This window comes from Streptococcus mitis (assembly GCF_946190155.1).
Lineage (GTDB): Bacteria > Bacillota > Bacilli > Lactobacillales > Streptococcaceae > Streptococcus > Streptococcus mitis_CL.
Map to the genome: position 1 here is coordinate 40194 of NZ_CAMHZL010000009.1, position 18164 is coordinate 58357.

General features: G+C 40.3%; 14 protein-coding genes. 1 reads left to right on the plus strand and 13 read right to left on the minus strand.

From position 1 onward, the window contains the following. Window positions 1–70 precede the first annotated feature (70 nt). From N8O80_RS07865 to N8O80_RS07915, 11 genes are all read right to left on the minus strand, one after another. Window positions 71–358 carry a GIY-YIG nuclease family protein gene (locus tag N8O80_RS07865; protein WP_261027705.1) on the minus strand — a complete coding sequence of 96 codons (288 nt, stop codon included), beginning with the start codon at window positions 356–358 and terminating at the stop codon, window positions 71–73. Next, window positions 348–1097, minus strand: coding sequence for a tRNA1(Val) (adenine(37)-N6)-methyltransferase (locus N8O80_RS07870; protein ID WP_261027707.1), 750 nt, complete (start codon window positions 1095–1097; stop codon window positions 348–350). Before N8O80_RS07870 ends, N8O80_RS07865 begins: the two co-directional genes overlap by 11 nt. A 52-nt stretch (window positions 1098–1149) precedes the next feature. Beyond that, window positions 1150–1512, minus strand: coding sequence for a S1 RNA-binding domain-containing protein (locus N8O80_RS07875; protein ID WP_020902234.1), 363 nt, complete (start codon window positions 1510–1512; stop codon window positions 1150–1152). A gap of 1 nt (window position 1513) precedes the next feature. Beyond that, window positions 1514–2914 carry a bifunctional Cof-type HAD-IIB family hydrolase/peptidylprolyl isomerase gene (locus tag N8O80_RS07880; protein WP_261027708.1) on the minus strand — a complete coding sequence of 467 codons (1401 nt, stop codon included), beginning with the start codon at window positions 2912–2914 and terminating at the stop codon, window positions 1514–1516. A 79-nt stretch (window positions 2915–2993) separates the two neighbouring features. Then, window positions 2994–3497 (minus strand): GNAT family N-acetyltransferase, encoded by a 504-nt coding sequence (locus N8O80_RS07885; protein ID WP_261027709.1) that lies wholly within the window; start codon window positions 3495–3497, stop codon window positions 2994–2996. 370 nt (window positions 3498–3867) lie between these two features. Then, window positions 3868–4107 (minus strand): 30S ribosomal protein S18, encoded by a 240-nt coding sequence (rpsR, locus tag N8O80_RS07890; protein WP_000068664.1) that lies wholly within the window; start codon window positions 4105–4107, stop codon window positions 3868–3870. Between the two features lie 31 nt (window positions 4108–4138). Beyond that, window positions 4139–4609 carry a single-stranded DNA-binding protein SsbA gene (gene ssbA, locus N8O80_RS07895; protein WP_261027711.1) on the minus strand — a complete coding sequence of 157 codons (471 nt, stop codon included), beginning with the start codon at window positions 4607–4609 and terminating at the stop codon, window positions 4139–4141. Between the two features lie 11 nt (window positions 4610–4620). Further along, complete coding sequence (gene rpsF, locus N8O80_RS07900; RefSeq protein WP_001151780.1) at window positions 4621–4911, minus strand: 30S ribosomal protein S6; 291 nt, start codon at window positions 4909–4911, stop codon at window positions 4621–4623. Window positions 4912–5130: 219 nt separating this feature from the next. Next, complete coding sequence (locus N8O80_RS07905; RefSeq protein ID WP_094753662.1) at window positions 5131–5685, minus strand: DJ-1 family glyoxalase III; 555 nt, start codon at window positions 5683–5685, stop codon at window positions 5131–5133. A 10-nt stretch (window positions 5686–5695) separates the two neighbouring features. After that, window positions 5696–6919, minus strand: a complete 1224-nt coding sequence (locus N8O80_RS07910) for an FtsW/RodA/SpoVE family cell cycle protein (protein ID WP_061590331.1) — start codon at window positions 6917–6919, stop codon at window positions 5696–5698. Window positions 6920–6923: 4 nt separating this feature from the next. Further along, window positions 6924–9404, minus strand: coding sequence for a bifunctional DnaQ family exonuclease/ATP-dependent helicase (locus N8O80_RS07915; RefSeq protein ID WP_261027730.1), 2481 nt, complete (start codon window positions 9402–9404; stop codon window positions 6924–6926). A 123-nt stretch (window positions 9405–9527) separates the two neighbouring features. Between N8O80_RS07915 and N8O80_RS07920 the strand changes: the two genes are divergently transcribed. Continuing rightward, window positions 9528–9713: a hypothetical protein gene (locus N8O80_RS07920; RefSeq protein WP_001068558.1), complete on the plus strand. Its 186-nt coding sequence runs from the start codon at window positions 9528–9530 to the stop codon at window positions 9711–9713. A gap of 24 nt (window positions 9714–9737) precedes the next feature. On the opposite strand, the gene N8O80_RS07925 is transcribed toward N8O80_RS07920, so the two are convergent. Beyond that, complete coding sequence (locus N8O80_RS07925) at window positions 9738–10589, minus strand: NAD(P)H-hydrate dehydratase (protein WP_261027713.1); 852 nt, start codon at window positions 10587–10589, stop codon at window positions 9738–9740. Between the two features lie 258 nt (window positions 10590–10847). Next, the gene (locus N8O80_RS07930; RefSeq protein ID WP_261027715.1) at window positions 10848–18059 is read right to left on the minus strand and encodes an SIALI-17 repeat-containing surface protein; all 7212 of its coding nucleotides are present in this window, start codon (window positions 18057–18059) and stop codon (window positions 10848–10850) included. Between the last annotated feature and the right edge of the window lie 105 nt (window positions 18060–18164).

The following is an 18164-nucleotide window of genomic DNA, read 5'->3' on the forward strand; positions in this document are numbered from 1 at the left end:
TTTTGTTTATTCTCTTTATTGTAGCATTTTTTTCGCTTTTTGACAAAAGTAAGAGGAGTCAAAGGGCTCCTCACGATTCTTCAAAATAACTGAGTAAATTTCTATCTTGATTTTCAGATAAAAATTGCTCCTTCTGTGCTCTCTTCTTACGCTTGAGAAGAGCTTCCGCTGACATGGCTTCTTCCTTACTGCCAAAACCTTGAGCATAGATAAGTTTGACTGGCAAGCGTGCTCGTGTATATTTGGCTCCCTTCCCACTGTTGTGGACAGCGAGGCGTCTTCTCACATCAGTCGTATAGCCTGTATAGTAAGATCCATCACGACACTCCAGCACGTACATATAAGCCTTATGATCCATAATAAATCTCTTCAAGTTCAGGCGTATAAGAGCCATCATCATTGTGAACAATGAGAGGTGGTAAGACCTTAAAGCCGCTTGTCGAGCCATCCTTGATAGCCTCAATCAAAAGCATATTGGCTTCCTTTTCTCTTTTTGGATAAACAAACTGCAGGCGCTTAGGGGCTAGATTATGCCGTTGTAACGTATCCAAAATATCCAGAAGTCGATCAGGACGATGAACCATAGCCAAGCGCCCATTAGATTTAAGAATACTCTGGGCACTACGACAGATTTCCTGCAAATTGGTCGTGATTTCATGTCGCGCCAAGAGATAATGTTCACTCTCGTTCAAGTTGGAATGAGGATCCACCTTGAAATAGGGTGGATTACACAAAATCATATCCACCTTACTTCCCTGGATGTAAGTAGGCATATTTTTCAAATCATCACAGATGACCTCCATCTGCCCTTCCAAACCATTCAAACGGACAGATCGTTCAGCCATATCCGCCAAACGTTCCTGAATCTCAACAGCCAAAATCTGTGCCTGAGTACGAGTGCTAGCAAATAGCCCCACTGCTCCATTCCCAGCACAAAAATCCACAATTAAGCCCTTCTTAGGAAAACGTGGAAAACGTGACAAGAGAACACTATCCACCGAATAGCTAAAAACCTCTCTATTTTGAATGATTTTGATATCTGTCGAAAAGAGCTGGTTAATGCGCTCCCCTGATTTTAATAATTGTTCTTCTTCCATGGTCTTATTATAGCAAATTTATATTAACATTACAAAAGATAGAGATTTCTAACTAGTGCTTCTGATTCTTCAAATGTTGAAGGGCTTCCTTGGTCCAAATTGGCATCATTCGTTTGAGAGGCGCAAAGCCGTAGTTAAAACGGTCGCTTGAAAAGCGTCTCCGTCTCGGAAACTGGTGCTTTTCTTCCTCCAAAGTGCGGATAGAAAGACTGGCTTTCCCTGTAAATTCATCTAAATCCACCACCTGAACCAGAACCTCTTCATCGACTTTCAAGGCTTCTTGGATATTTTCAATAAAGCCTGTCCGAATCTCCGAAATGTGAATCAGCCCCGTATCACCCGTCTCTAGCTCAACAAAGGCACCGTAGGGCTGAATCCCTGTAATCCGCCCCTTTAGCTTATCACCGATTTTCATCTTAGTCCTCGATTTCAATAGTTTCAATCACGACATCTTCAACTGGCTTGTCCATAGCACCTGTCTCAACAGCAGCAATGGCATCCAAGACAGCGTAAGAAGCTTCATCAGCTAGCTGACCAAATACAGTATGACGACGGTCTAGGTGAGGAGTTCCTCCTTGCTCTGCATAGATTTCCGCAATCGGTTCTGGCCAACCACCACGAGCAATCTCTTTTTTAGAATACGGCAGGTGTTGATTTTGCACAATAAAGAACTGGCTGCCGTTGGTATTTGGCCCAGCATTAGCCATGGAAAGGGCACCACGGATATTGTAAAGTTCTTCTGAGAACTCATCCTCAAATGATTCGCCATAGATGGACTCGCCACCCATACCAGTTCCAGTTGGGTCTCCGCCTTGGATCATAAAGTCCTTGATAATACGGTGGAAAATGACACCATCATAGTAGCCATCTTTTGAAAGTGCAACAAAGTTAGCCACTGTTTTAGGAGCATGTTCAGGGAAGAGCTTGATACGCAAGTTTCCGTGATTGGTCTTAATAGTCGCGATAGGACCTTCTACTGTTTCAATGTCTACTTGTGGGAAATTCAATTCTTTTTCTACCATACCAAATCCTTCTAAGGCATCAAAAATGCCATCTTCTTCTAATGTTTTTGTAATATAATCTGCTTTTTCTTTGATGTTATCATGAGAAATTCCCATGGCAACGCTGATTCCAGCATAATCAAAGAGTTCCAAGTCGTTGAGGCCATCTCCAAAGACCATGACATTCTCTGGTTTCAAGCCAAGGTGTTCCACAACCTTTTCCACACCTGTCGCTTTGGAGCCTGAAATCGGCACGATATCAGACGAATGTTGATGCCAACGAACCATGCGAAGTTTAGCAGAGAGACTGTCAGGCAAGTGCAAGTCATCACCTTTATCTTCAAAAGTCCACATCTGATAGATATCTTCTTTTTCATGGAAATTAGGATCTACATCCAAATCAGGGTAAATTGGATTGATCGCTTCACTAATCATATCGGTGCGAGTCGACAACTTGGCATCATGACTCCCAACCAAGCCATACTCAATTCCCTCTTGCTTGGCCCAAGAGATATACTCCTCAACATCTGACTTCTCGATCTGATGTTGGTAAATAACCTGACCTTTTTTATCTTCGATGTAGGCCCCATTTAAGGTTACAAAAAAGTCAGGATTGAGTTCACGAATCTCTGGCACAACACCAAAAATCCCTCGTCCAGAAGCAATACCTGTCAAGATTCCTTTCTCACGTAATTGCTTAAAAACAGTTGGGATTGAAGCTGGAATAAAACCTGTCTTGGAATTTCTCAATGTATCATCAATATCAAAAAAGACAATCTTGATTTTCTTTGCCTTGTATCTTAATTTGGCATCCATCTCACTACCTCTTTCAATCTAACTCTTTCCATTATACCATAAAGTAGCTAAATCCCCTATTTTCAAAAAGTTTCCCGTTTTATTGTAAGTCCTTGGATAAGTATAAAACTAAATCATCATCATTTTGACAACTTGCACCCATTTCTAGCGGTTTATTTCTATACCAGACACCTGTTCCATCTGGAATATAGCCTCGTTTGATATACAATCTCTGGGCAGGGCCATAGCCTAAGTGCAAACCTACACCAAGAGTGACCTTACTCGAAACAACCTTGACTCGTTTTTCTGCTTCTTCTAGCAGTTGATTCCCAATCCCTTGATTTCGAAAAGGCTCAAACACATTAAAATCTGATAATTCTGGATAGACTTCTGCAAAAGGACCATGTTTAGCAGAGGGCAAAATGGTCACGTAGCCCGCTACAGCACCATCAATCTCTGCAACTAAAACTTCTCTCTCCCCACTTTCCTGTTCCAGAAAATATCTAGCCAAAATTTCCTCTCTACCAGGCCAACCTTGATTCATAAATCCATGAGACAAGGATTCAATATCAGACTTAATCATATTTCTAATCGTACAATTCATCTTTGACTTACCCACCTTTACTCTTTCTATTACCATTATAGCACGCCAAGGTCAGAAAAAAACTATCTCGTAAAAAAAACCAACCGGGCTTTAATTCGCTTTCTTATTTTCAAGCTCATGAAAAAGAAGTCCACTGGACCCAAACTCTCTCTCATTTTAAGACTAGTGAAAAAAAGACCCAACCGGGTCTTAATTCGCTTTCTTTTTTCCGAGCTCATGAAAAAGAGGTCCACTCGGACCCAACTCGCATTCTCATTTCAAGGATCGTGAAAAAGAGGTCCGCCCGGACCCAAACTCGCTCTCTCATTTCAAGGCTCGTGAAAAAAAGACCCGTTGGGGTCTGAAAAAGAGGTCCGGGCGGACCTCTTTTTTAATCTTCGTTTACGAAAGGCATCAAAGCCATTACGCGAGCGCGTTTGATAGCTGTTGTTACTTTACGTTGGTTTTTAGCTGAAGTTCCTGTTACACGACGAGGAAGGATTTTCCCACGTTCTGAAACGAAACGGCTAAGAAGCTCAGTATCTTTGTAATCAACATATTCAATTTTGTTTGCTGCGATGTAATCAACTTTTTTACGGCGTTTGAATCCGCCACGACGTTGTTGAGCCATGTTTTTTCTCCTTTATAATTTTAGTTGTCCATTAGAATGGTAAATCATCATCTGAAATATCCAATGGATTTGTTGCTCCAAATGGATTTTCATCACGTGAAAAGTCTGGTACTGAATTTGTAGACGCTGAATAGTTTGCAGTTGGTGCAGAATAAGCTCCACCTGTGTGACCCTCACGCACACTACGGCTTTCCAACATTTGGAAATTCTCAGCCACGACCTCTGTCACGTAGACACGTTGTCCTTGCTGGTTATCGTAACTACGAGTCTGGATACGACCTGTCACCCCGATAAGTGAGCCTTTTTTAGCCCAGTTAGCAAGGTTTTCAGCCTGTTGGCGCCACATAACGACATTGATAAAATCAGTCTCACGTTCGCCATTTTGACTCTTAAATGTACGGTTTACTGCAAGAGTAAAAGTCGCAACTGCTACATTTGATGGGGTATAACGCAACTCAGCATCACGTGTCATACGCCCTACAAGTACAACATTGTTAATCATAGTTTACCTTCTTACGCGTCAGTTTTGACGATCATGTGACGAAGAATGTCAGCGTTGATTTTTGAAAGACGGTCAAACTCTTTAAGAGCTACATCGTCGTTTGCTTCAACGTTAACGATGTGGTAAAGTCCTTCACGGAAATCTTTGATTTCGTATGCAAGACGGCGTTTTTCCCAAGATTTTGATTCAACAACAGTTGCACCGTTGTCAGTCAAAATAGAGTCAAAACGTGCTACCAAAGCGTTTTTAGCTTCTTCTTCAATGTTTGGACGAATAATATAAAGAATTTCGTATTTAGCCATTGATATGTTCCTCCTTTTGGTCTAATGACCCCAAGACTTTACAAGGGGTAAGTGAGGTTCGCTCACAATAAACTATTATACTAGAAAACATTTTTTTACGCAAGTAAAAACACTTAAATAAAAAAAGAAGATGACGAATCATCTTCTCAAAAAATATAACTCTATAGAGAGTGATTAATATTTTAGTATTTATCAAACTATAGAGATTATGGTTCCGTTTTATTGATTTTTACCAAAGACATCTCGATAGAGCATTCCTGTTCGTAAACTCTCTGCATCTCCTCCTAATTGCTCTACCAGCTCGTAGGCAAAGGCAAGGGCTGTTGAGGGACCTCGACTGGTTGTCAAATGACCATCTACCACTACTGTTTCCTTGACATATTGACCATCAAGGATTTGCTCTTGAACGCCATCGTAGCAAGTAAACTTCTTGTTTTTCAATACTCCTGCTTGATTGAGGGCAATTGGAGCTGCACAAATGGCCGCCAGTTTCTTCCCTTCTTGCTCGAAATTTTGCAATTCTTGAATCAAGGCCTGATTGTCCCGCAAATGTGCAGAACCAGGCATCCCTCCAGGAAGAACAACCATATCATAGTCTGATAAATCACCATCAAAGACACGATCTGCTCTTACTTGGATTGCATGCGAACCCATCACTTGCTCTTCAAACCCAACCATATCACAAGTGATATTTGCCCGACGCAAAACATCCACAACTGTCAAAGCTTCAATTTCTTCAAAGCCCTGAGCCAACATAACTGCTACTTTTACCATGATTTTCTCCTTATTTGATTTGTTTTAATACAACCTTTTTCCGTTTGAATGGAACTTTTCCGCTCTTTTCTTCAGCTAGATTGGTCTGGTAACTCATCGATAAAAGTAAGCCCACACCAATCAGATTACTGATAATAGCCGATCCCCCTTGAGAAATGAAAGGCAAGGGAATACCCGTCAAAGGAAGCAAACCTGTCACGGCACCGATATTCTCAAAGATATGGAAGAGTAACATCATAATCAAACCTGTGGAAATATAGGTGTAGAACTGATTATTTGATTTAAGAGTAATCTTCAACATACGATAAATCAGCATAAGATAAAGGGCGATAACAAGGACAGAGCCAATAAAGCCAAAATCTTCTGCGATAACCGTGAAAATCATATCCGACTCTCGAACTGGAATAAGCAGATTAGAAGCATTAAAACCCTGCCCAAACAAGCCACCGCTTCCAATGGCAATCTGTCCTTGAGCCTGCTGATAGGTCGTTGTTTGAGCAAAGTCAAATGGATTGAGCCAAGCCAAAATACGGTTGATTTGGTAGGTCGGCATTCCCAGTTGATGGAGAAAAGCCCGACCGTCCTTGCTGATAAAAATAGCTAAGAAACCAGCAATTCCAGTTACAGCAGTCACAAATACTGGGATAATAATTTTCCAAGAAACCCCCGATAATAAAACGATTCCTGAGAAAATGGCTACAAAAACCAAAGCCGTCCCTAAGTCACTTTGAAGTGCCAAAAGAACTAGGACTGGAATGGTAAAGACAATCATCCAAAAAATCAACAAAAAGTCCAGCGGAACTGTGCGTCTCCACTCCTTATGTTTTTTGGTAAACTGGACAATCACACGAGCCAACATGAGGATATAGGATATCTTCATAAATTCTGACGGCTGGAACAAGGTAACACCATTTACCGATACCCAGTTTTTGGCACCCGTTGATGCAACTAAACTTGGATTATAAAAGACGATAGGTAAGACCATAAGTCCCAAGCCTAAAATATATAGAAAGGGTGTCACCTTCCAAAGAAATTCTGTATTGAAAAGCATGACCACAAAACCAATCACAAGCCCCAAGGCAATCCAGGCAACCTGTTGCCCTAAAATTGGCAAAATATTATTTGGATAATCATGACTAACAGCTATATAAATAGCCACCACACCGATAACTAGTAGGAAAAATACTGGCAGGAGCAAACTATAATCGACTCTAGAGTCGAGAGAACGTTTCATATATTCACCTTTTCTCTTTCTTAGATTTTTCATTTTTGTTGTTTTGGAGGAAATCAATGACAGCAGAGGTAATCTGGTTTCTATTCACCTCTCTGATAGTTCTTTCCTTCGCTAAAGCTTGTCTAATCTGTTTACCATATCGTTTATGAACAATTCGACTATCCAATATCACAGCAATGGAAGCTTGTTCCTCTTTTCTAATTGTTCTACCCAAAGCCTGTTTGAGACGAATAATGGCCATTGGCAGCTGATAATCATAGAAAGGATTCTTCCCTTCCTGACGCAACTCATGATTTAATTTTCGTGTCAAAGGTTCTTGGGGATTTTGAAAAGGCAAACGAGGAATTACTTGAATAACGCAAGGATGGGTAGAAAAATCCACTCCCTCCCAGAAACTTCCTGTTCCAAGTAAGATTTGTCGCTCTCCTTTTTCAAAACGTTTCTTCAACTGACTGGGCTCCCCATTTTTATATTGGGCTAAATGAGGATGGTCTAGTAAATCTGACACTGCTAACAGTAATTCTTTAGACGTAAATAAAACAAGTAACGGCTCTTGAAAGGCTTGTAAGGAATGGATAACTGATGTAACCTCTTCTGCATAATCTAAAGGAGAATGTTCAGTCACTAACGGAAAATCATTTACTAATAAAATTTCTTGTTGCTTCTGTTGTAAAGATTCAACTGTAATAAGTGGAGCTTCCGTAAATCCTAATAAATCCGCTAAAGAAACTCTATTACTGATTTCAAGAGTGGCAGATACGCCAAGCACTCTGCAATCTTCTGGCAATAAATCTGCTAGTAGAAAGCGGCCTTTTTTACTTGAGCAGATTAAGACATCCTTACTAGACTTCTCAGCTGTTGCCAGCCAAAATTCACGGTCTGATGTAAAAAAGCGCGTCATATCTCTATACTCGGGAAGATTTAACTCAGAAAAATGCTGGCGTAAGTTTTCAAGAGAATCCAACCACTTGTCATTCTTAAGCCCTGAGTAAAACTGATCTATCAAATAGCGACATTCAAACCCGATACTCTCAAGCAACCGTCTCTGAATAAGATTTTTTTCTGTTTCCAAGGACTTTTGAACTTGTGTTACTAAAACCTCGAGGAGATAAGACTCTTGGGCGAGGTTTTCAAGGGCAATCAGCATTTTTTGAGCTTCATCTATGATTACCAAGCGATTGTTGACAAACTCTGGATCGTCCTCTAAACGTGTTACCAGATAAGCGTGATTGGTTAACAAAAGGCGACTCGATTTAGACCTATCTTGACTGCGTTGCCAGAAGTCCTCAGAAATAAATAAACTTTTTTTTGAAAGTTTTCCATCATGTACAAGTTCAGCTAGAAAGTGTTGATAACGATACAGCTGCCCGATTTCATCTAAGTCACCTGTTTCTGTCTCTGTTAACCAAATCAAGACTTGCATTTTAAAGCGTGTGAATAGGCGGTTGGACTCTGGCCTATGGAGTATCTTATAGAAATTATCGAGCTTCAAATAATTCTGGGGTCCCTTAAGACTATGAATATCAATATGAAAAGTATCTTTTAATCGCCTTCCTTCTTCTTGCATAATTTGATTTTGAAGGATTTTGGTAGGAACACTAACAAGGATGCCACCTTCACTTTTCATGCTCAAAGCTGGCAGTAGGTAACCATAAGTCTTTCCAAGTCCCGTTTGGGCTTGAATAAACGCGGTTTTCTGTTCCTTTAATAACTGCTCAACTTTTTCTGCAAATTCAACTTGCTGAGGACGTTCATCCAAGTCTAATAAGGAAATATTTTTAGTAAAATCCTTAGATAGCTTACGTGGTTTTAAAGACTGACTTTTCTTTCTTAGAAAGAGTCCATGGAACTCCATCAAATCGTGAGAAGAAAGGAGGGACTGTCGCTGATATACTTCTTCAATCACTAAATAAGTTTCATAAAGGAGGTTATCCGCAAGATTTAACAAGGTTTCTAAAAGTCCTTTTGGTAACTGAAAAAGTTTTTGACGCATAAAAAGCAAAAGCTCTGCTGTTGCTTGTGCATCAGAGAGAGCGGTGTGGGCGTGGTCTAACTTAATCCCTAACTCTTGACAGAGAATGCCGAGATTGTACTTTTCAAACTGAGGGTACAAAACCTGTGCTAACTCAACGGTATCCACTCGTGGAGTTCTCAATTCATAACCTTCAAAGAATAGGTACTCTGCTAGAAGATTTGCATCAAACTGAACATTGTGCGCGACAAAAACACCATCCTTAACCAGTTCAAAAATCCTTCCAGCTACCTGTGAAAACTCTGGAGCAACTGCCAACCGTTGATCAGTCAAACCTGTTAATTCTTTTATATGAGAATCCAAGGGCTCATGAGGATTGATGTCAGTCCCAAACTGATCGACGATTTCGCCATTTTCAATCACCACAATACCCACTTGAATAATTTTTGCCTTGCTTCCGGTGCTAGTGGCCTCTAAATCAACAACCACATACCGATTAGTTCTCGAATTCATCATTAAAAATTATATCAAAAAAAGCCCTGTTTGACACCCCTCAACTTCGATAGAAAAATCTCTTTGCTTGAAAAATTTTTTATAAAATGTTTGAATAGTATTATACAGAAAAGGAGACATAAGATGAACCCATTAGATTTGTTTAATCAAGTAAAAGAGCTAATCGAAACAAAAGATTTCGAAGCTGCAAAAACATTTGTTGCAGAAAATCAAGAACAGCTTGGAGAATACTTCTCTCAAGCTCAGCAGTTGATTTCTGGTTCTGAAGGTCTAGATGGCCTCGTTGGAAAGATTAAAGGATTTTTCTAAAAGATATAAAGGCGCCTGAAACGATCAGGTGCCTTTTTGAGATATTTTTTTTATTATTTTGGGAAGATGACTGCTGATTTCCGTCGGCAAGACCACATAGTGTTCTTGAGCTAGTTCTTGAGCAATTGCTGAATGAAGATGGGTCGCTACTATCACACGTTCATAGAGACTGGCCTGTCGGAATTGGCCTGCAAATCCTGCAATCATTCCAGCAAGAGTATCTCCCATTCCCCCAGTCGCCTGATAGGGACCGCCAACCTGTAACTGGTAATAATCAGATTGGCCAGCTTGCCAAATACGAGTAGCTGGACCTTTCTCTACCAAAATTGTTCCTTGAGGGAAGGAAGTTAGGGTACAAGCCGTTGTAGCTTCCTTTTGCTTTTCAATAGTAATTCCAGACAGTTTTTCCCATTCTTTTTGGTGGGGAGTTAAGATAAGCTGACACGAAGGAAATGATAATCTAGTTCTAGCAAGGATGGTTAAGGCCCCTCCGTCTACAATCAAAATCTGATTCTGTCTTAATCTAGCAAAAACCTGTTTTACTAGATTTTCTCCAAAAGCATCGTCTCGTAAACCAGGTCCCACTAAGACCACTTCTGCCCTCTCCAACTGCTCTTTTAACAGTTGCTGGTCTTGAAGAGAAAAGGCCATAGCCTCAGGTAAATGACTGTGCAAAGCTGGGATATTTTCCCTATCCGTTCCAACAGTCACCAATCCTGCACCGCTTTTTACAGCTGCTAAAGCAGCCATGACGATAGCACCACCATAGGGATAAGTCCCACCAAGCAAGAGCAGACGGCCATAGTCTCCTTTATGACTTGTACGAGAACGTTCAATAATGACTTTTTCTAATAATGCTTGCTCAATCACTTTCATTGTTTTTTCCTCTCTATTCATTATACTATAAAGTCTATCCACCTTGCATCTTAAATATAAATCTCTTCGTTCATATAGAAAAAGAGGGGACAAAGCCCCTCTACTCTCCTTTCGTCCCAACACGAAAGTAAACGATTCCATTTTCACTAGTAAAGACGGAGAGGCCTAATTGGTCCTCTCCATCTATTCGACTCATTTATCGATTCATTTTTTATCTTCTACCAATCTATACAAATAGAATGGTATTAGGCGCACAGACTAATCCTCTTTGCGTTTTGCAGTTAATAAAGCTGCTGATAAGGCCAAGGTAACACCAGCCAAGAAAATAGCTGTTTCTGACTGTTTTTCACCAGTTTCTGGCAATCTCTTGTCTTCCTTGGCAACTTGAACTGGTACTTCTGGAGTCTGAGCTTTTTCTAACGAACTTAGTTTAAACTCTGGTGTTTCTACTGTCGGTGCTGGTTGATTCCCTACTGTAGCTAGAATACCACGGTACTCTGAAAGTTTATGTTCTAGAGCCATTACAGCATTAACGCCACCCTTAAATTCAGGTTTCTCAACACTTGGTACTGCTTGATCTCCTACTGTGGCTAGAATTCCTGTGTATTCTGGAACTTCATTTACTGCTGCTTCTACAAAGTTAGCACCACCTTTGAATTCTGGAACTTCGTTCACTGCTGCTTCTACAAAGTTAGCACCGCCTTTGAATTCTGGAACTTCGTTCACTGCTGCTTCTACAAAGTTAGCACCGCCTTTGAATTCTGGAACTTCGTTTACTGGCGAAGGTTCCTCACCCTTACTATTTGAAATAGATGGTTTTACTCCTACCTCAATAATACGATCCTGAGCCTTTCTTTGTTCAGAATGAACAAGAGTTCTAGTAGTTCCCAAAACTTGAATATAGTCAACTTTTTCTCCAGCTTGTCCTTCAGAAACTATACGACGTTGACCTTGAGCAAGTTCAGGGGTTTCACGAATAACTTCTTTAAACGGAAGTGGAGTCTTTTCAATTTCTAAACTTGGAGTTTCTGCTACTAAGTTCTTAACGCCTTCAGTCGGTGTTGTTTGGAAGGTAGACTTAAAGTGTAAACGATATTCTTTCACCAGATTTCCATCTTTGGAAACAAGACGAACAAGTGTTGGAAGATTTGTATTTCCATGATCCACTACCGTGACTACTCCATGTCCACTAGTTGTCGCAGTGACTTTTGGTTTAGTTCCCATTGTTGTTAGGGTGTACTCTGTCACATTTGGATCAAAGTTTTCCAATGCTTTTCCATCGATTGAAATAGTCGCTGACGGTGTTTCGACTTCTGCTCCCTTGCCTGCAGAGTAGGCTGTAAATTCGACTACTGCTAACCCGTTAGTAGTAGACTTACGAGTCATTCGAGCACGAATAGCTGTCGTTTGAATCGGATCAAAGTTAAATTCGATTGGTTTCCCAGCTACTAATTCTCCAGAAGCTTTGTAAGGAATTAGTGCCCAATTTTCTGCCTTGTTGAATGGATGGTCAGCATTTTCTTCATAACGAGAAATCGTACTTGGTTCTGTAAAGACAGGGCCAATATATCTTTCTAGAACCATTTTCTCTGGGGCATCTGTTCCACTATCTTTAAAGAACTGAATGGCTACTTTTCCAATAGCTTGTGAGGTAATGTTACCGTTCTTCTTAAAGAGTAGTCCGACAGAAGTTTCTTCATTTTTTGGAGTACGAGACCAGTTTGTCCAACGTCCATCTTCATTGTATTTTCCATCATTGATATAGAAAATTCGATCATGTGAAGCTGCTTGTGTATCGTTCGTTGTCGAAGCAAAGGCTTTAGAATCCGTTTCATTGTTGCTTGGATTTTCTGAGATGACTTGATTTCCTTTAGCTACAACTGTTACTTGCATGGTAGTGGTTAGATTTGTACCAATGACATGACCAGTTACTTGGAATCTTCCCTCATGCTCTGTCGCATGTTCAGGAATAGCATCCCATTTCACTGCCAGTTTATCTGTAGTCCAAGTATTTGAAGTTGGATAATAAACAGTGACTTCTGATGGAAGTTGAAGGGTATCTCCGAGCTTCAAAGTAGTTGCACCATTTTCAGCTGCTAAAGGTAGACTTGTATCTTTTTCATCATTACGGAAGATTCTATATTCTTTCAATACCGTACCATCTTCTGCTTTTAAGATGAGACGTGTTGCACCTTTTGGACTAGTTGCAGGCACAACCGTTACCAAACCATTATTGCTAGCTGTTGCAGTGATTTCTTTGCTAGATTGAGGAATATAGTAATCGGTCTTAGATGGATTAAAGTGTTCAAGATCCTTGCCATCTACCTTAATAGAAATCTCTGAACTTGTAGAGCTTACTACCTTGTTTCCAAGGACAGTTAGCTCTGTCAGACCAACACCTGAAGTTCCATCAGCCTTCTTCATACGAATACGAACAGCATAGGTTTCTACCTTGTCAAATGTGAAGTGATTTGTTTGAGTTGCAGATAGCTGACTTGGAGCATGTAAGTTTTCAACTGCTTTCCAGTTGGCTGGATTATTAAATGGATGATTAGTATCACGCTGAGCATTGCTGACATCACTTGGTAAATCTGGAATTTCTTTACCTACATAATATTCAACTACATATTCTTTTGGAAGACCAATTGCTCCATCAGTATAGAAATCAACTGATAAATTGTTGACAAAACGTTTCGTCAAGTCTCCTGAATTACCAAACAAGATAGAAGCCCAGTCATTATCAGTATTTGTTCTCCAAGTAGTCCATCTATTTTTAGCATCTGTTGGCGTTCTTGACACAGTTAGGTCGTTCAAGGTATTAGCTGAATCATCTCCTCCTGTATTGGATACAATGGCAGCTGGCAATTGTGACCCTGTCCATTGTTTAGAGATATTATTTCCAGCAACAACTTGACTAGACACTCGAACATGAGCTTTAGTTGTAAGATTGCTACCTACTAAACGACCATTGATTTCATAGACCCCTTCAGTTTGACTAAAGTTGGCTGGAACCTGTTCCCAAACCACATCTTTGTAGATAGTTGTTCCGTTAGAATGGTAAGCACGAACATTAGCTGGCAATTGAACTGTCTCACCCTTAGGTACTGTGAGGCTGACTTCCTCTGCAACTTGTAAGCCTTCAACTGTCACCGTTGCTTGAGCTTCAATGTCTGTTCCTTCTACATGTCCTTTAAGGGTAAAGCTATGATAGCGACCCAATTCTTTTTTATCTACCTTGTCCCAAGTTACAGATACTTTGCGTGGCAAGCCCTTATCAAATTCTGCCCCAACTTCTTTAGGTAGATTCGGTTGCTGATTAATATCTGTAGAAATAGATACAGGATGAAGTTTCACAATCTTCTTGCTGACTTTATTTTCTTTAATCACCACTTCAGTAGTTATAGATTTCGTGCTCTCTGTCTGATTATCGATGCGTGGTGTCAATGTCACGCGTCCTTTGCTATAAAGAAGGAGGTTTTGTCCATTCACCTCAAGATGCCCACCATCAGATGATTTAGCTTCTAGGTGAATATCTGAAGCTGAAAATTCTGTTTGAGAACCATCCTCATAACTACCAATGACACGATAAGTTAAAACCTGATCTTCAGTAGCAGTTTCTTTTCCTTCCACAACTACTTCCAAACGTTTCAAGGCAGGAGCTTCCTTCACAAACTGAATTAAGTAAGTTTGAACTAAGTCACCCTTTTGATCACTCAAGAAGACAGAAGCCTGATAACCATTATCAGCAGAAGCTTGCTGAACAGTTACTTGATAACCAGTAGTCTGAGCCCCAACACTTGGAATTGTTCCAGTGTAAGGAAGGGATACACGGTAATAAGTCTTGCCAGACTCGAAGTTCTCAAGAGCTTTATCCCCAACAGTAAGTCCTGTAATGCTACTTGTTGTTTCCTTACTGCTTGCGATAAAGGTTGCCGTAACTTCATGGCCATCATCTACTAATTTACCAGTAGCTTCCGTACGTCCCCCTTCCTTGGTCAAAGCAGCAGGATCTTTCAAGGTCCATGAGACAACCTCTGTATCGATCAAACTACCATCTGTCAGAACAGCTGTGACTGTTTTATCCAAATCTGCTGCAGTTGTACCAACTGGTACTGTAGCAACTTTTGGTAACCATCTATCTAAGGCAATCACTTTTACAAGTGCCTCAGCTTTGGTTTCCAAACCTTCTACACGTCCAGATACTTTTTTCTCACCTGCACTTGTAAGCAAGTCAGCTGGCACATCCCATGTTACAGTCTTTTCCTCAACACTACCGTCACTATAAATAGCTGTTACTGTTTGAGGCAATTCAGGATTTGTAGTCACGTCAGTTGTTGCTTTAACAGGAGCAAAGGCTACAAAGTGACGGTTTTCTTTCTTACCAGACACAGTTGCGACCGTTGCGCTATCAGATGTCAAACCAGCAGAATCTGCATAAAGAGTAAATTTACCTTCTTTTTCTGTTGATTTTACAATGACAACTCCTTTACCATTGAAAGCACGTCTTTGCCATGTTCCATCCGCTTGAGCTTTGTAGCGCTCACGGCTAGCTTGTTCTCCATTATCCACACCAACGATCTGTCCCTGACCATGAAGATTGAAATGAACAAGATTATTCGCTGTCGGAACCACATTCCCATCGCTATCAACAATTTCGTAATGGATGTAGGATAGGTCTTTCCCATCTGCAGTGATAACATGCTCTTCTTTAGTCAGACGAACTCTTGCTGGTTCCCCTGCAGTTGTCACACTATCACGCGCAATTTCGTTACCATTTTCATCTCTAGCAATCGCAGTCAGTGTGCCGGGTTGGTATTTCACAAGCCACTCAAGATACAATTCACTTGGTTTAGCCCCTTCATGATAAGGACGTCCATCTTCTGTCCTTTTCTTCGTATATTCCTTTTTACCAAGCGACTGTCCATTTAAGAACAATTCGACACTTGCAGCATTTGAGAAGGTACGAACTGGAACCTTTCCATCGACTAGCATCTTGCGATCCTTAAGTGTCTCTTCAGTCCAGTTCCAATGTGGTAAAATGCGTACAGTTGGCTTTTCTTTAGCACTATACCACTCACTGCGATAAAGGTAGAAATCATTTTTTGGTAAACCAGCCGTATCGATGATACCAAAGTAAGAGCTTTTTACAGGTGTATTATCTTGGTTATGCCATGGAGTTGGTTCACCAATATAATCAAACCCAGTCCAGATAAATTGTCCGGCATAGCCAGCGCGATCACGGTCAAAAGTCCATGACTCAGTAGCTGTTCTTCCCCACCCAACACGGTCGTTACCATAATCAGATTGTTCATAGTGACGATTTGGACGGTTATCGTGTCCAAGGATTTGAGCAGGATTGTAATAAGAATCACGCGTTCTAGTAGCAGAAGAGGTTTCAGAACCATAAATGAGCCAGTCTGGATGCGCTCTACGAACCGCATCATAAAAACGTTCACCATAGTTCATACCGACAGCATCCATGATTTCTGCGAGTTTCAAGAAATCACCTGTCGCTGCACGACTAAATTTATTTTCACCCATGGTGACATAACGTTCAGTATCAATTGCCTTGATAATAGCCTTCAAACGTTTAGCTGTCTCGATAGAACGAGGACTACCATTTGCCTCTTCCACCTCATTTCCAAGAGACCACATTACGATAGACGGATTGTTCTTATCACGTTCTACCATTGTTCTGAGATCAAAATCAGACCACTTCTCACCCTTTTTAGCCTCTGGGTGTGTTGCATCTTGATCAAAGAACCGTCCATAGTCGTATGTTTTCTTACCACCATACCAGGTATCAAAAGCTTCCTCTTGCACCAAAAGACCTAAACTAGCTGCAGCATCAAGCAACTGAGGACTAGCTGGATTGTGGGTTGTTCGAATAGAGTTAACCCCCATATCTTTCAGGAGTTTTAATTTACGATAGGTAGCCTTATAATTTTCTTCTGCACCCAAAGCTCCATTATCATGGTGAATACTTACTCCGTGGAATTTCATGCGTTCACCATTCAGAGAGAAACCATCCTTAGCAGTCCAATTGAAATAACGGTAACCAAATGTATCTTCTGTTACATCAACTAGTTGACCTTCTTTATAAACCTTTGTTTTCAGCACATACAGTTGAGGATGATAACTTTTTGTCGTCCAAAGAGTTGGTTTATTAACTAGGATTGTTTGTCTGAAATCTGCAACTTCATTTTCTGCTAAATTCTTCGTTTCAGAGCGAACTAATTCTGATACAACCTTGCCTTCCTTAGTGAAAATTTGTTGTTCCACAAAGACTTTAGCAGCCTTCTTATCCGTATTCTTAATCTTACTTTGAACCTGTGTTTCAACATTCCCTTCTTTTTGCTCAGCAAGTTTTGGAGTAGTGATATGATTACCATTTTCGGTAACATGAACTTTATCACGATAACTAAGGGTTACATCACGATAAATACCACTTCCAGAATACCAACGACTACTTGGTTGTTTATTGGTCACTTGAACAGTAATTGAATTTTCACTACCATCCTTGTTTAAAAACTTAGTGATATCATAAGAAAAATGATTATAGCCACTTGGATAATGTCCTACAAATTTACCATTTACATAGACCCTAGAATCCATGTAAACACCGTCAAAATTGATACGTACATCCTTGTTCTTATCAGCTTCATTAACTGTGAACGTTTTGCGATACCAAGCCGTTCCACCATTTAACTGTCCACCTTCGTTTCGAGCAGGAGACTTATGGTCAAAATCAAAATAAATACTCCAATCATGCGGAAGATTCAATTTAGACCAATCATGAACATCCACATCTTTTTTTGAAAAATCGCCTTGGGCATTTAGTTTAAAATACCAATCTTTATTAAAATCTTGTTTTCGCTCCGATAATAGCTGTTTTTCCTTTTCAACTTCAGCTTTGTTTGACTCTCCAGATAGTGCTTGCGATTTTTCAGAAGAAGGTTTGATCTCTGTGTCTGATTTCACTTGGTCCTTTTCAGAAGTTTTTTTAGAATCCTCTTTTACTTCTGTTCCAGCTGTTACTGCAGATTCAACAGGCTTTGGATTTGCCTCTTCAGATTTCTGTTTGTCCTCAGCTTTGTTTCCTTCTTCTACTTTATTTGGAGTTTCCACTTTAGGGCTAGCTAATTCATGACTACCCTCATTAGCAGGTCTAGTAGGTTCTGTATCCTTAATCACCTTATCTTCTGTCGACTCAGCTTTGGGTTTTACAAACTCACGCCCACCATTCTCATCAGCCTTTGCGATAGCAGCTGCCACATCATCAGGAAGCTTATCTAAAGGCTGAGGTTGATGAACAGTTGTTTCTCCTGTTTGAGTATTGGATGAAGCCACCTCCTCAGCTTGTACAGCTGAAATGCCAAATATACTAGCCCCAATCATTACAGATGCCGCACCTATTGCAAATTTACGAATGCTATAATGACAACGTTTATCAAAAAGTCTTTTGTTCATTAAAATCCTCATTTCTTTTTCTCGATACAAAGTAAGCGTTTTCTTTATTTTAAAAAACAACCTCCTTCTGAATACACAAACAAGTACCAAGTTCGATAATATATT